The organism is Pseudomonas sp. GQ91 (assembly GCF_059758795.1).
In genome coordinates, this window is the sequence record NZ_JCAXED010000001.1 from 217,394 (window position 1) to 231,519 (window position 14,126).

The window sequence follows — 14,126 nt, forward strand, 5'->3', positions numbered from 1 at the left end:
TGTGATGAACGCAGTCTTGCAGGATGGTTTTGGACGGCAGATCGACTATCTGCGGCTGTCGGTGACGGACCGGTGTGATTTTCGCTGTGTGTATTGCATGGCGAAGAACATGACCTTCCTGCCGCGCCAACAGGTCTTGACGCTGGAGGAGTTGCAGCGCCTGGCGAGGCTGTTCGTTGGCCAAGGTGTACGCAAAATCCGCCTTACCGGCGGCGAGCCGCTGATCCGTCCCGGCATTCTCGGACTGTGCCGCGACATCGCCGCCTTACCCGGTTTGCGCGAACTGGTGATGACTAGCAACGGCTCGCAATTGAGCCGCTTGGCCGGACCGTTGGCGGAGGCGGGGGTCAAGCGGATGAACATCAGCCTCGATAGCTTGGATGCGCGAAAATTTCGGGCAATCACCCGCAATGGCGATCTCGATCAGGTGCTCGGCGGTATAGAGGCGGCGCGGAACGCGGGGTTCGAGCGGGTCAAGCTCAACTGTGTGGTGATGAAGGGGCGCAACTTCGATGAAGTCCCGGCGCTGGTGCAATACGCCATTGATCAGCGCATCGACATCAGTTTTATCGAAGAAATGCCCTTGGGCGACGTCGGCCGTTCACGGGGCGAAGCGTTTTGTTCCAGCGAAGAAGTGCGGGCACTGATAGCAAAGAGCTATCCACTGCTCGACAGCACCGAAAACAGCGGGGGGCCGGCACGGTATGTGCGCCTGGAACAGCATCCCGAGACGCGGATCGGTTTTATTTCACCCAATAGCCACAACTTCTGTGGCAGCTGCAATCGGGTGCGGATGACGGTCGAAGGCAAGCTGCTGCTGTGCCTGGGGCAGGACGATGCGCTGGATTTGAGACGGTTGCTGCGGCGCTACCCGCTGGATGACCAGCCGGTGATCGGCGCGGTGCAAAAAGCACTGCTGGGCAAGCCAATGCGTCACGACTTCACCCCGAACGCAGAGGTGAAAATCGTCAGATTCATGAACATGAGTGGTGGTTGATCCGCGTTTTACTGGCAGGCGCCCAGACAGTTTTTTCATCGTCCAATCTTGATGCCGGTCAATTGCAGAACCACGTTTTGTCCGTAGCCTTTACTGCATGTTGTGTTTTTACCTTGATAAAAATCTATATGTAGTATCTGGAGGCCAAATGCAGGGCACGTTGATCGCAACAGGATGTACCCGTTTGTACAAACGCAATGGCGATCTTGTCGCCTTTGATGCCGACAAGATCCGTCAGGCATTGATCGCTGCTGGCAAGGCAACCGGCGAGTACACCGAGGCTGAGGTCGAAAGCTTGCTCGAGACGGTACTCGCGCGCTTGGCCGGGCTGCCCAGACTGCATGTCGAGCAGATCCAGGACCGTGTCGAACGGGTGTTGATGGATGCGGGGTTTTTCTTCGCCATGCGTGCCTACATCGTCTACCGCGAACAGCACGGACGCTTGCGCCGCGACCGTCGGACCATGGTCGAGGTCGCCACGTCAATGAACGAATACCTGGACCGTGAAGACTGGCGGGTTCAGGCCAACGCCAACCAAGGCTACTCCCTCGGCGGACTGGTGTTGAATGTATCGGGCAAGGTGACCGCCAACTACTGGCTCGACGAGGTCTACAGCGAAGCGATCGGGCAGGCCCACCGCGAGGCCGATTTGCATGTGCACGACCTCGACATGCTCGCCGGTTACTGCGCCGGCTGGTCGTTGCGTACCTTGTTGCACGAAGGGCTGAATGGTGTGCCAGGGCGTGTCGAAGCCGGGCCGCCGAAGCACTTGAGCAGCGCCCTGGGGCAAATGGTGAACTTCCTCGGCACCCTGCAAAACGAATGGGCCGGCGCCCAGGCGTTCAGCTCGTTCGACACCTACCTGGCGCCCTATGTACGCAAGGACCAGCTGGGTTTCGAGCAGGTTCGCCAGGCGCTCCAGGAGTTCATCTACAACCTCAACGTGCCGTCGCGCTGGGGCACCCAGACGCCGTTCACCAACCTCACGTTCGACTGGGTTTGCCCGCAGGATCTGTGTGAGCAGATCCCCGTCATCGGCGGTGAGGAAATGCCGTTTGCCTATGGTGACCTGCAAGTCGAAATGGACCTGATCAACCGCGCTTATATCGAGGTGATGCAGGCCGGCGATGCAAAAGGGCGAGTGTTCACCTTTCCGATCCCGACCTACAACATCACCCATGACTTTCCCTGGGACAGTGAAAACGCCGACCGTCTGTTTGAGATGACCGCGCGTTACGGCCTGCCGTACTTCCAGAACTTCCTCAATTCGGACATGCAGCCCAATCAGGTGCGATCGATGTGCTGCCGCTTGCAGTTGGATGTGCGCGAGTTGCTCAAGCGCGGCGGCGGCTTGTTCGGTTCGGCCGAGCAGACCGGATCACTCGGCGTGGTGACCATCAACTGCGCGCGCCTGGGCTATGTGTTCAAGGGCGACACCAGCGGTTTGCTCAAGCGCCTGGACACGCTGATGGAATTGGCGATGGAGAGCCTGGAGGTCAAGCGCAAAGTCATTCAGCGCCACATGGATGCCGGACTGTATCCGTACACCAAGCGTTACCTCGGCACCTTGCGCAATCATTTCTCGACCATCGGACTCAACGGCCTGCATGAAATGTTGCGTAACTTCAGCGGTGACGAGGAGGGCATGCACACCGAACCTGGCCGGCAATTTGCCCTGAAAATGCTCGATCATGTGCGCGCCACCTTACTGCGCTTCCAGGAAGAAACGGGCCATCTGTATAACCTCGAAGCGACGCCGGCCGAGGGCACCACCTACCGCTTCGCCAAGGAAGACCTCAAGCGCTATCCCGAGATTCTCCAGGCCGGCAATCCCCAGGCGCCGTACTACACCAACTCCTCGCAACTGCCCGTGGGCTATACCGAAGATCCTTTCGAAGCGCTGGAGCTGCAAGACGAACTGCAATGCAAGTACACCGGCGGCACGGTGCTGCATCTGTACATGGCCGAGCGGATTTCCTCGACCCAGGCCTGCAAGCAACTGGTACGCAAGGCCCTCGGGCGTTTCCGCTTGCCCTACCTGACGGTAACCCCGACGTTCTCCATTTGCCCGGTGCACGGTTACCTCGATGGCGAGCATGAGTTCTGCCCCAAATGCGACGAGGTGCTTCTGTTGAAAGAACAGGCATCCGCCACCGTCGGTTAATTTCGTTCCACTCAATCCCAAGGAGCTTCATCATGAATGCATCGCAAACACTGCCACAGGCGCAACGTCAACGCTGCGAAGTCTGGACCCGGGTGATGGGGTATCACCGCCCGGTATCGGCGTTCAACCCGGGCAAACAGTCGGAGCATCGCGAACGGCTCCACTTCAGCGAAAGCGCGGCAGCGGCAGGGCGCCAATGAGTCGAATGCTTCGGGTTGGGGGCATGGTGCCCCTGACCACTATCGACTATCCGGGACAGCTCGCGTGCGTGTTGTTCTGCCAGGGTTGCGCCTGGCGTTGTCGCTACTGCCACAACCCGCAGTTGATCCCGCCTCGCGGTACTGAGGAAGTGGACTGGCGGCGGGTAACGGCGTTTTTGCAACGGCGTCAGGACCTGCTGGATGCCGTGGTGTTCAGCGGTGGCGAGCCGACCCTGCAGGACGGCCTGGCCAGCGCCATGGATGAGGTGCGGGAGATGGGCTTTCGCATCGGCCTGCACAGCGCCGGCATCAAGCCGGGCGCGTTCGCCAAGGCGCTGACCGGGGCTGACTGGGTCGGTTTCGACGTCAAGGCGCTGCCGGAGGATTGCCAGGCCATCACCCGTGTCGAAGGCAGCGGAAACGCCAACTGGCATAGCCTTGAACACCTGCTGAACAGCGGCGTCGACTATGAATGTCGCACCACCGTGCATTGGCATCTTATTGAACCGACACGCTTGTTGAGCCTGGCGCAGCGCTTGAGCGACCTGGGCGTCAAGCGCTTTGCCGTGCAACTGGTACGTACCGAACGAATGCTTGATCCGCTGTTGCCAGCCGTTTCAGTCCAGACCTTGCTGGCCGAAACCTGGGCCGCCATGCGCGAGTTGTTTCCAACGTTCGTGCTGCGCGGCTGAACGACCCAGGATCATGCGGGGAGGAGGGCAGTCGTTGAATGTCGATCTCTTGACATCCATCAAGGCTGGCGTTGCACAGCGGATGTAGGTTGGAACAACGCCTCTCAATGATCGGAGATCGGCATGGCCAAGAACTTCCCCATCAACCCGAAACACCCAGAGCGGATCTGCTGGGGATGTGACCGCTATTGCCCGAGCAAATCCCTGGCGTGCGGCAACGGCTCCGAACGCACGATGCATCCGGCCGAGCTGTTTGGAGAAGAGTGGAGCGTACCGGGCGATTGGGGGATCGACTCTCTTATTGCCACAGACAAGAAGGTGGATGAGGGTAACTAGCGTAAAACGCTCGACAGGCATTCGCTGACGGCATTGCGCGACGGATCTATCTGCGATAACTCAACTAAAGAGTCATTTAGTTGAGTTATAACAACGGAAATGAAAAATCTGGCAGGAGGATAGGGCTGTCAGTTCGATAGACAACCCCAGATCGCCTGGATCAGGTACGGCTCCAGGCCATCAGGTACTCGAGATGACCAGTCTGTTCGTCCGTTTGTTGTTGAATCACCTTAAAGCCTTGCGCTTGGTAAAACGCGCAGCCGGCAGCGTTTTCTTTATAGACCGCCAGTGTCAAACGCTCGCGCAAGCTCTTGGCGTACTCAAGTAATCGCGCACCAAGTCCTGAGCGTTGGTACTCAGGGGCGATGAACAAGGCCGCGAGCTGATCGTCATGCAGCGAGCAGAAACCGACCACACGCGATTCGCGTTCCAGCACAAAAGTCTGCGACGCAGGTAGGTACAGATTGCGCATATCCTCGACGTGACGCAGCCAAAACGCGGGCTCAATGAAGTCGTGGGCCTGGAGTGAAGCTTCCAGCCAGATGTCCAGAACGCGGTCCATGTCTTGTTGGGTAAAGGGTCTTGGGATTGCGGGTGTTGTCATTTCCTTATGAGACTCCATTGGTGAGCGGTATCTGTACCTGACCACCTCATGACCAGGTTGAAAAGCCAGGGGCTGACGCTTGTGCATTGCGCAAAACTGGGAGGACAAGGTAATCGCGCCTATAATTCGCAACTTTGCACGATCCTTCAGGAGCAACGTCGTCATGGAAGCAAACACACCCCAGCCTTGGTACACCAAACGCCCAGCCCCGGTCTTCATGATTGTTTTTTACTGCTTCATTTTGCTGGTTCAGTCAGGTCTTTGGCTAGTCAACGAAGGGCTTGAGCAAGCCTGGCAAGGGGATATTTCACTGCTGGTGCTGCTCTGTGCCTGTTCCGTAACGCTGCTGATGTTCGTGGGCGCATTGATGCTAGCTGGGAAAAAACAGAGCAACTCGTGGTGTTTTATTCTGGCCTTGGCATTGGGCGTAACCTTATCCATTACTCAGATGCGCAGCGACTCCATCGTGCACATGCTGACGATGCCGATGTTCAAGGAGTACGCATTGGTCTTCGGCATCTGGATATACAGCCTGCAACTGCGTGCGAACGGTTATTACAGTCCAATACGGTCTGCCGATTAATCGCCGAACAGTAGGCACAGGCATTGATTGAACTCGAAACGTCGCCAGAGGCTATGCGAGGGAACGCTCATGACAACGTGCCCGTTAAGAAACACCGAGCTGGCTATGCCAGGCTTGAAATCTGAGCGAGACCAGCCTTCATCGATCATTCAATTGGTTCGCATAATGTATATTATGTTAAATCATATGTTATGTCAGATATGCTCATAAGCCACGTAAGGCTCTGATTCGACAAATCTGCTTTTGACGTCCAGGCTCTCAACGGGCCATGTATTTTGTGTTCATGGCAAGTCATTGAATGAGGTGGCGGCCGATGAAACTGATTCAGCGCCGTTTCTCTTCAGGTCAGCGGCTAGCAAGCTGGTAATGCGGCGCGGTTGCCCCAACTTGTCCCGTTCATCTACGTCCAATTTAAACTTAGGCACCGTGCTTACAACACGGCTGCGGCACATCTGCGCGCTATCCTGGCTTTCTACACCTATGCCAACCCGAGATCTGGATATCGATGAGGCTATCTTGGCCTGCCACTTTGAGGCGATTGAGGCCGCCCGTTGTCGATCCGCGCATTGTCTAAAGTCCTCGATCGGCTATTTCTGACCATTGAACTGGCTCATCCAGGGTTGTTGACACGCGGCTTGAGACGGCACTCGTTCCTTTTACGATATTGCGTAATGAATCAGTCGTACGCCCGGCAATGATCATACCCCGCTGAGTCTTGAGCGAAGAGTCGGCAATTAAGGCTGCCGTTTGCTGCGCCGCCTCAGCACTGCGAGCTGCAGCTGGTTCGGTGTTCAGCGCTTATTCTGCGGCGCATCAAGGGGGATATCGAGGGTGAAGGTTGCGCCCTGCCCCACCCCGTCGCTGTGCACGCTCAAGCTGCCGCCCATTTCCTGCGCGGCTAGCGCGCAGCTGTGCAGGCCAAAACCGTGACCCTCTTTGCGAGTAGTGAAGCCATGCGAAAAGATACGCGGCAGGTGCTCTGGCGCAATCCCATTGCCGTTGTCGGCCACCGCGATACGCAATATTGGCCCGTCAGCAAGGGAGGCGCTGAACGTGATGCACGGGCTGCGATCGATCACGGCGCCCAACGCCTGCTTGGCATTCCTGATCAGGTTCACCAGAATCAGCAGCACCCGATGCCGGTCCAGCGCCAGCAGGGGCAAGTCGGCCACTACCTTGACCACCCTCACCTCTTGGCGCGCCAGTGATCCGGCACTCATGCGCAAGGCATCGTCGATTAACTCTGAGACCGGCACTGTCTCGACAACACTGACGGCAACGGCATAGGACTGCTGGGCAGCGACAATGGTTTTGATGTGGTCAACGCCCTTGGTGAGTCGTTCGAGTTCTTCGATGATGCCCTGTTGCTCTGCCGTCACCACCTCCGCCAGCTTGAGTAGGTAGCCGGGCAGCATCTTTCCTTTGTGGTCTGTGCTGAGAAAATCGCCCAGGTCATTGACGTGCTCGTTCATCACCTGAGCCACCTTGCCCAGCCCATGGACTTTTGAAGTGCGCATCTGACTGCTGACCCATTCTGCCGATACGTTCACGCTGTTGAGGACGTTGCCGACGTTGTGCAGCACAGTCGTGGCGATTTCAGCCATGCCCGCCTGCCGGGATTTCGCATGCAGTTCGGTTTGCACCTGGCTCATGCGTATCGCCGCGCGTACGCGAGCCTTCAGCTCCAGCGGCGAGAAGGGTTTGGCGATATAGTCATCGGCGCCACTCTCCAGCCCGGAGACGCAAGCCTCACTGCCGCCGCGGGCGGTCAACAGGATCACGGGCAAATGGGCGAAACCGGCGCTGGCTTTGATTCTGGCTGTCAGGCCAAAGCCGTCGAGCTCCGGCATCATCACGTCCGAGATGACGACATCGATGGGTCGATGCTGCAGGAGTGCCCAGGCCTGCTCTCCATCAGCTGCGGTGGCGACGATGTAGTCGTTGTGCAAAAGTTCGCTGAGGTAGCTCAGCATTTCCGGGCTGTCGTCGACCACTAGCACCCTGGATTGCGAGACGTGCTCCGGGTGCTGCTCGTCATCTGCGCCTGCCGTCGAAGCGCGGTCGTTGCTACTGCCATGGCGGCCGTCGTCGAAACGCAGGTGGCGCTGCTCGGTTGTGCTCGTTGCGCTCGGTGATGATCGCTCGTACAGAGTGCTGGCTTCGGCCGGCGCGGTGTTTTGCTCAGCCCCCAGCGGAAGTCGAACAAAGAAGCACGAACCTCGTCCTGGCTCGCTGTTGACGCCGACTTCGCCGCCCATCAGTTCGACCAGATCCTTGACCAGGGCGAGACCGATGCCTGTACCGCTGTAGTGGCGCGTGGCGGAATTGTCGATCTGGGAAAAACGCTGGAACAGCAACGGCAGTTTGTCAGGCGCAATGCCAATGCCCGAGTCTTGCACCGCGAGTTCAAATCGCTCGCCATCCAGCGCAGTGACTGCCAGGTGCACGGTGCCGCCAGCGGGCGTGAACTTGATGGCATTGCTCACCAGGTTGAGAAGAATCTTCTCGAAGTGTCGCGGGTCCAGGAACACCGTGCCAAGCGCGGGATCGATGCTGCAGGTCAAGGTGCAGCCTTTGCCCTCGGCCACCATCGCGGCATCCTCGGCCAGCACACCCACCGCCTGGTCCAAGTCAATGGGCGCCGGACACAACTCAAACTTGCCCGCTTCGGCCTTGGAGAAATCGAGGATGTCGTTCACCCGGTTCATCAAGCGCAGCGCGTTGCGTTGGGCGCGGTCAATTTGCACACGCCAGTCCGCCGGCGGGGTGGTCGCCGCCGAGAGCTGCTCCAGGGGGGCGAGAATGAGCGTCAGGGGGGTGCGCAATTCGTGGCTGACCGTAGCGACGAAATCGCTCTTTGCCTGGTTAGCCGTCTCGGCCTGGTTGCGCGCCTGAATGAGTTCGACAGCCTGTGCCTCCAGCACCTCGGTCTGCTGGTGCAACGTGTCGGTCCGTTCAGCGACCATTTTTTCCAGAGAGGCCTGGACTTGCTGTCGTTCGGCTTCGGCCTCGGCCTCCAGCACTCGGATGCGCAGGGCATTCTCCTGGAACACCCGTACGGCGCGGGTCATGATCCCAATCTCGTCGCCGCGTCCGGCGCTGGCGATTTTGGCGTTCAAGTCGCCGGCCGCAAGCCGGCGCATGACCGAGGTCAGGGCCACGATGGGCTGCGCGATAAACCGCGACGTGCTCCAGGCGATGGCGCCGGCCAGCAGGATGGCGACGGTACCCGCGACTATCGTCGCAAGCATGCCGCGATCATTGTGGACCAAGGCGTCGGAGCGCGCTTCGCCAGCGAAGCGCGCAACCAACAGGCCGGCGCTGCGCGCCTCGTTGCGAACTTGGTCGCGCGCGGCGCCCAATGCGTTGCTCGCCTGATGGAACCTGGCGAATGCCGCCCGGTAGCCGGCAATCTGATCGTTGACAGTCAAGGGCGTAGCCGCGTTGGCTTGCTGCCCCACGGTCGAAGGGAGAACGCGCGAGAGACGGGAGAGCTCATCCAGGAGATCGCCAACAGAACCGGCGACCTCGGCCGACGGTGACAGGCGAAACGACAAGGTCTGTGCCTCCAGGGTAGCAACGCGCTCGGCGAAACGCTTGGACAACGCGGCTGCATTGTGCAGCAAACCGGTTGCTGCCTGAATGTCGCTCGCGTCATGGGCAACGTGCTCGTCCACTTCACCCAACATCGCCTCGAGGCGCTCGGCCTCCTCCCCGACGCTGGCGAGATGCAGCAAAGCCTCGCCTCCCCGGTGTTTGGGTGCCTCGCCAAGGTGCTCGACCGCCTGGCAGGCAGCAGCGACCGCCGTCGCCAACGGGTCCAGGGTCTCTGCCGCCTGCTGCGTCCCTATCACCTCGCGCAATTGCTCGACCACGGGCGGGAGTGCCGCGCAGGCAGTGCGCGCTGCGGTGGCGGCCGCCCCATCACCGGTCACCAGTATCTTGGCCACATTGGCGGTGATGATCCGTTCGCCGTTGCGCAGGATATCCAGGATGCGATGGGCGCTTTCGATGTCGCTCACCCGAGCCTCGTGGTCAGCGGCGCGCGAGTCAAGCCTCTTCAGCCCATCAGCGATACCCTGTTCGACGAGGATCGTCGCCTCTCGCATCCGGCCGTAGTGGGCTGTCATGTTCTCCGTTTCGCCATCCATGGTCAGGGTCGCCACCCGCAAGGCGGCGATCGCCGCGGCGAGCCTCTCCAGGCTGCCCTTGAGCGATTGCTCCTCTGCCACCGCAATGGCGGAGAGGCCGGCGATAGCCGTCGCCACCATGCCTTCTGCCTGGGACAGGCTTTGCTGGTCGCGGGTGGCGATGAAGTTTTCCACCCGCTCGGTAGCCCCGTTGACCGACGCCAGAATTTCCGCGGAATGGCTGGCAGAATCCACTGCACGTACCATGCCGCGCAGGCCGTAGAGGTTCACGAGCGATACCGCCAGCATCAGGAACACCAGTGCGGCGACCGCCAGGCCAATTTTGACGGCAATGGGCCTGTCCCTGACGGGTTTGAATGTCAACATAGCGCCTCGCATCCTCACCCGCCGCTACTGCTTCGTAACCTCCGGCAAAGGCGCTGGCGGCGCCGTATTGTTGTTAGCCGCGTCGATCATCGCCGCAACGGAAGCCTGGCTGTAGAAAGGATTGGCGGCGCCGCCCACCGGCATAGTGGCGAGCCAGGTGTCCAGGTCTTCCGCATCGATGCGTACCAGCGGCACCTCGACGAACTTCGGCACCTGCTTGCCCGCCAGAATCTGCTGGGCCACCCAGAAACCCACTTGGGAGACGCTCGGGGAGGCGGAGACCGAGACGGTCTCGTAGCCATTGGCATCACGTTCCTGTTTCCACAGGGCGAGTTCGTCCTGACGGTTGCCCATCACGATGATCGGCAAAGGGCGTCCCGCCGCCTTGAACGCCATGGCCGCGCCATAACCGTCGCCTCCCTGCGTAGCGACGGCATCAATGCTGGGCAGCGAAGGCAGCGCCAGCGCCACCTCCTTGCGTGCGACGGAAGTCGTCCAGTTTCCGTACACGGTCTTGGCGAACTTCAGGCCCGGATGGTCGCTGGCAGCCTTGCGAATGCCGTCGCTGATGTTTTTATCGGTGGCGTCGCCGGCAATGCCACGAATCTCTAGCAGCGTTCCGTTCCCCTTGAGGCGCCCGGCGATATAGTCCATTTCCACACGACCCATGGCGGCCCAGTTGTAGTCCACGGTATAGACGCAGCGTTCGGTGACCAGGCTGGCCATGACGACCACCACGATGCCGGCGTTGCAGGCATCCCGAATCACCCCGTTGAGGGCCGTGTCGGACGCGGCCAGGATGACGATGGCGTTGACGCCCTTGACGATCATGTCCTGGATATGGGCTGCCTGTTCCGACGCAGAGTTATTGGCGCTGACCACCGGGGCCTCTCGGATCAAGCCATCCTTTTGCGCTTGGGCGGCAATCTCCTGCCAGTTGCGTACCATCACCTTGCGAAAATCGCTCCCCGCGTAGGAGTTGCTGAAGGCAATGCTATGGCTTGCGGTAGCGCCTTGGGCGATGCCGCCATCGGCAGCCTGGGCTGGATTGGCGGCAATCATTGCCAGCCCGGTCAAGCAGCCGGCGAAGCGCCACAAGATTTTGTGGGTCGGTTTGGTGTTCATGCTGTTCTCCGTCGTGCTTGGAATTTACCAACAGTACTCCACCTGCCGAGAGCCGGGACTGACTGCCTGATCTGGTTGAGGCAATTGGCCGGGCGGCATACGGACGTCTGTGAATACCATGACGTAGGGCCGCGCCCCGTTTCAGGGCCTCCGGCCCTGCTAAGTCAAGTCGGGGCTGAGGTTCCTGAAAACGTTTCCGTGGATCGAAAGCGTGTCGTCAATAATCAGACACGAAGCTACCGGCCATTACCATCAAGAGATATGCCGCGCGCTGGTCGCTAACCGTGTTGAAACACTAGTCAGACTGCTCATCCGAGCCTTCCAATAATAGAACCGGGCATGAAAAACAAAACACATACAGACTCCTTTCCTGGCGGCCGACAATTGAAACCCACATATTGCCCGCAATAGCGATGAGCATAGTCTCAACATGCCAGCTTCGCGCGCGGCATGGAGGATTGCCTTGGATCGCGGTGACTAAATCAGTCGGCCAAGATCACGCTTCACCCTCCTCCTCTAGTACAGCGATGCACTGGGGGTACATGACGGCAATGATCAAAAGCCAGAAACATGCCACCGAAGCCCTGCGCCAAACCCAGGTTCCAGCCCGAATAAGCTAATAAGGTTCGCACGCCATGCGACTTCATTAAGAAATGGCTCGGATACTCCACTCTTGGGCCCTGCTCAAACGGCGATCGCACAAGTGCTCGGGCACGAAACCTCCTCAGGCAGTGAGTTTCAACTCGACACACAAACCACCGCCCTCGCGATTACTTAGAATCAGCCGACCACCCAGTGCGATCGCCAATTGCTGGGCGATCGCTAACCCCAGGCCAGTACCACCGGTACTGCGATTGCGCGAATTCTCTACCCGGTAGAAAGGCTGCATTACTCGCTCTAACTCTTCTTCAGAGATGCCCGGACCGCGATCCATGACTTTTATTGACAACCCACCACGTGCATCTTGCCCTACCCATAGCTCGGCGGCGCCGGCAAATTTCAAGGCGTTGTCGATCAGATTAACCACGACCCGCCGCAAGGCATGGGGACGGGTATTGATCACCACTGCACACTTTCCGCTGAGTTCAACGCGCTTGCCCATGTCTTGATAATCGAACACCAGGCTGTCGAGAAATGAATCGAGATCAATGCGTCGATTTTCTTCGGTAGCACCGTGAATGCTTCGGGCATAAGCCACCCCTTCACGCACCAAATGCTCCATTTCGCCTAAGTCATTGCAGAGTTTTTCTCTTTCGCTGGAGTCAGGCATGAACTCGGCGCGCAATTTCATGCGGGTAATAGGTGTTTGCAGATCATGAGAAATAGCGGCCAGCAAATGCATGCGCTCTTTGAGGTAGGCGCTAATGCGGGCCTGCATCGAATTGAACGCTTTGGCCGCATGGGCGACTTCGGTCGGCCCTTCTTCATTCAGCAATACCGGGTGGGTATTGGGATCAAGGTTGCCGACGGCGTTGGCCAAGCGCGTAAGCGGGCCAATAGCCACTCGCACGGCCAGCAAGGTGCATACAAGCGTCAATGCCAACTGTCCCAACAGCACCGCTGGCAACCAGGGTGACAACGGCACCATTGCGGGTCGAACGTCAATGGTCAAGGGGCTGCCATCGGCCAGTTTGAGGTGCGCTTGAAAATGCTTCACCGGCCCTGGAATGTCGCTAAAGCTCAGCGGGTAATCACCACCAATAGCTTCCTTGATTGAAGCAATGGCGATGGGTGTATCAGCCATGCTCACATCTATTGGAACGCCTGCGGTTCCCTCATCAAGCAGGTATTTGTAGTTTCGCCGTTCAAGCTGTCTCAGCCAACTGGCCCGCTCGCTCGCGGGCAGGCGATCAAGAATGGCAACGGAGGTTGAGACGTCGGTTTGCAGATTGCCGAGCATGGTGTCTTTGGCCGATTGGTAGCGCTCGTAATACTGAGCACCGAATGACAACGCATGGGCGAGCAGCAAGCCGACAATAAATATCAGCGACAATCGCGAAGCCAGGGTACGGGGCCAGTGCAGGGTGTAGCTCATACTGAGTCACCCAATATTTCCACTGGCAGGGAAAACACATAGCCCTCGCTGCGCACGGTTTTGATATAGGCCGGTTCGCGAGCATCGTCCAAAAGGCGCTGGCGCAGCCGGCTGACCAGTAAATCGATGGAGCGGTCGAACAGGTCGGCATCTCGGCCCTGGGTCAGGTTGAGCAACTGATCGCGACTCAGTACCCGCTGTGGGTGATCCACAAATACCCGCAGCAGCCGGTATTCAGCGCCGCTCAAGGCAACCATGGTGCCGTCCTCATCGAGCAGGTGCCTGGCTGAGGTGTCCAGGCGCCAGCGCCCAAACCCGAGCAAGCGACCACTCTCGGTGATGATCAGGTTCGGTGGCAACATACGCGTGCGGCGTAATACGGCATTGATACGTGCCAGCAATTCACGCGCGGCGAAGGGTTTGACCAGGTAATCATCGGCGCCCATTTCCAAGCCGATGATGCGATCGGTTTCATCATTGCGCGCGGTCAGCATCAACACTGGCGTGGCTTTATGCTTGCCGGCACGCAGCTCCCGGCAGAGCATCAGGCCATCATCTCCCGGCATCATGATATCGAGCACGATCAAATCCACTTTGGTGGTCTCCAGAAAGGCCCTCATCTGCCGCCCCTCCCCCACAACAGTGGTACGCAGGCCGTTTTTCTTCAAGTAATTGCCCACCAGCTCACGAATCTCGCGATCATCGTCAACGATAAGGATGTGATCGACGTGTTCCATTGCGCTTGCCTCAGGAGTGTGGGGATGTCGCTCAGTTTATCGGGTCATTGGCGCGCCCGCATTTACCCCTTTGTATTGCAGTGTATCTAGTCTCGTGCTGGATACACCCAGAAGCCAGACGCTATATTTCTCAGCA

At 58.9% G+C, this 14,126-nt stretch carries 11 protein-coding genes; 6 read left to right on the forward strand and 5 right to left on the reverse strand.

What is annotated here, in order from left to right; all coding sequences use genetic code 11:
* Window positions 1-4 precede the first annotated feature (4 nt).
* From moaA to AC6CIA_RS00880, 5 genes are all read left to right on the forward strand, one after another.
* Entirely contained in the window at window positions 5-997 is a 993-nt protein-coding gene (moaA, locus tag AC6CIA_RS00860; RefSeq protein WP_498310195.1) for a GTP 3',8-cyclase MoaA, read from the forward strand.
* A gap of 148 nt (window positions 998-1,145) precedes the next feature.
* The gene (locus AC6CIA_RS00865) at window positions 1,146-3,161 is read left to right on the forward strand and encodes a ribonucleoside triphosphate reductase (protein WP_498310196.1); all 2,016 of its coding nucleotides are present in this window, start codon (window positions 1,146-1,148) and stop codon (window positions 3,159-3,161) included.
* A 32-nt stretch (window positions 3,162-3,193) separates the two neighbouring features.
* Complete coding sequence (gene nrdD / locus AC6CIA_RS00870; protein ID WP_498310197.1) at window positions 3,194-3,361, forward strand: anaerobic ribonucleoside-triphosphate reductase; 168 nt, start codon at window positions 3,194-3,196, stop codon at window positions 3,359-3,361.
* Window positions 3,358-4,053: an anaerobic ribonucleoside-triphosphate reductase activating protein gene (locus AC6CIA_RS00875; protein ID WP_339532502.1), complete on the forward strand. Its 696-nt coding sequence runs from the start codon at window positions 3,358-3,360 to the stop codon at window positions 4,051-4,053. Before nrdD ends, AC6CIA_RS00875 begins: the two co-directional genes overlap by 4 nt.
* Window positions 4,054-4,176: 123 nt before the next feature.
* Window positions 4,177-4,389 carry a DUF3079 domain-containing protein gene (locus tag AC6CIA_RS00880; RefSeq protein WP_498310198.1) on the forward strand — a complete coding sequence of 71 codons (213 nt, stop codon included), beginning with the start codon at window positions 4,177-4,179 and terminating at the stop codon, window positions 4,387-4,389.
* A gap of 160 nt (window positions 4,390-4,549) precedes the next feature.
* Here AC6CIA_RS00880 and AC6CIA_RS00885 read toward each other — a convergent pair whose 3' ends face one another.
* On the reverse strand, window positions 4,550-5,158 hold the full coding sequence (locus AC6CIA_RS00885) for an N-acetyltransferase (RefSeq protein ID WP_498310199.1): 609 nt from the start codon (window positions 5,156-5,158) through the stop codon (window positions 4,550-4,552).
* On the opposite strand from AC6CIA_RS00885, the gene AC6CIA_RS00890 reads away from it, so the two are divergent.
* The gene (locus tag AC6CIA_RS00890) at window positions 5,157-5,576 is read left to right on the forward strand and encodes a hypothetical protein (RefSeq protein WP_498310200.1); all 420 of its coding nucleotides are present in this window, start codon (window positions 5,157-5,159) and stop codon (window positions 5,574-5,576) included. The two genes, AC6CIA_RS00885 and AC6CIA_RS00890, sit on opposite strands and share 2 nt — an antisense overlap.
* Before the next feature lie 791 nt (window positions 5,577-6,367).
* On the opposite strand, the gene AC6CIA_RS00895 is transcribed toward AC6CIA_RS00890, so the two are convergent.
* The 4 genes from AC6CIA_RS00895 to AC6CIA_RS00910 all read right to left on the reverse strand — a co-directional run bounded on the left by AC6CIA_RS00895 (window position 6,368) and on the right by AC6CIA_RS00910 (window position 13,990).
* Window positions 6,368-10,093 (reverse strand): ATP-binding response regulator, encoded by a 3,726-nt coding sequence (locus AC6CIA_RS00895; protein WP_498310201.1) that lies wholly within the window; start codon window positions 10,091-10,093, stop codon window positions 6,368-6,370.
* Window positions 10,094-10,117: 24 nt separating this feature from the next.
* On the reverse strand, window positions 10,118-11,218 hold the full coding sequence (locus AC6CIA_RS00900) for an ABC transporter substrate-binding protein (RefSeq protein WP_498310202.1): 1,101 nt from the start codon (window positions 11,216-11,218) through the stop codon (window positions 10,118-10,120).
* Between the two features lie 724 nt (window positions 11,219-11,942).
* Entirely contained in the window at window positions 11,943-13,253 is a 1,311-nt protein-coding gene (locus AC6CIA_RS00905) for a sensor histidine kinase (protein ID WP_498310203.1), read from the reverse strand.
* On the reverse strand, window positions 13,250-13,990 hold the full coding sequence (locus AC6CIA_RS00910; RefSeq protein WP_498310204.1) for a response regulator: 741 nt from the start codon (window positions 13,988-13,990) through the stop codon (window positions 13,250-13,252). Before AC6CIA_RS00910 ends, AC6CIA_RS00905 begins: the two co-directional genes overlap by 4 nt.
* Window positions 13,991-14,126: the final 136 nt, after the last annotated feature.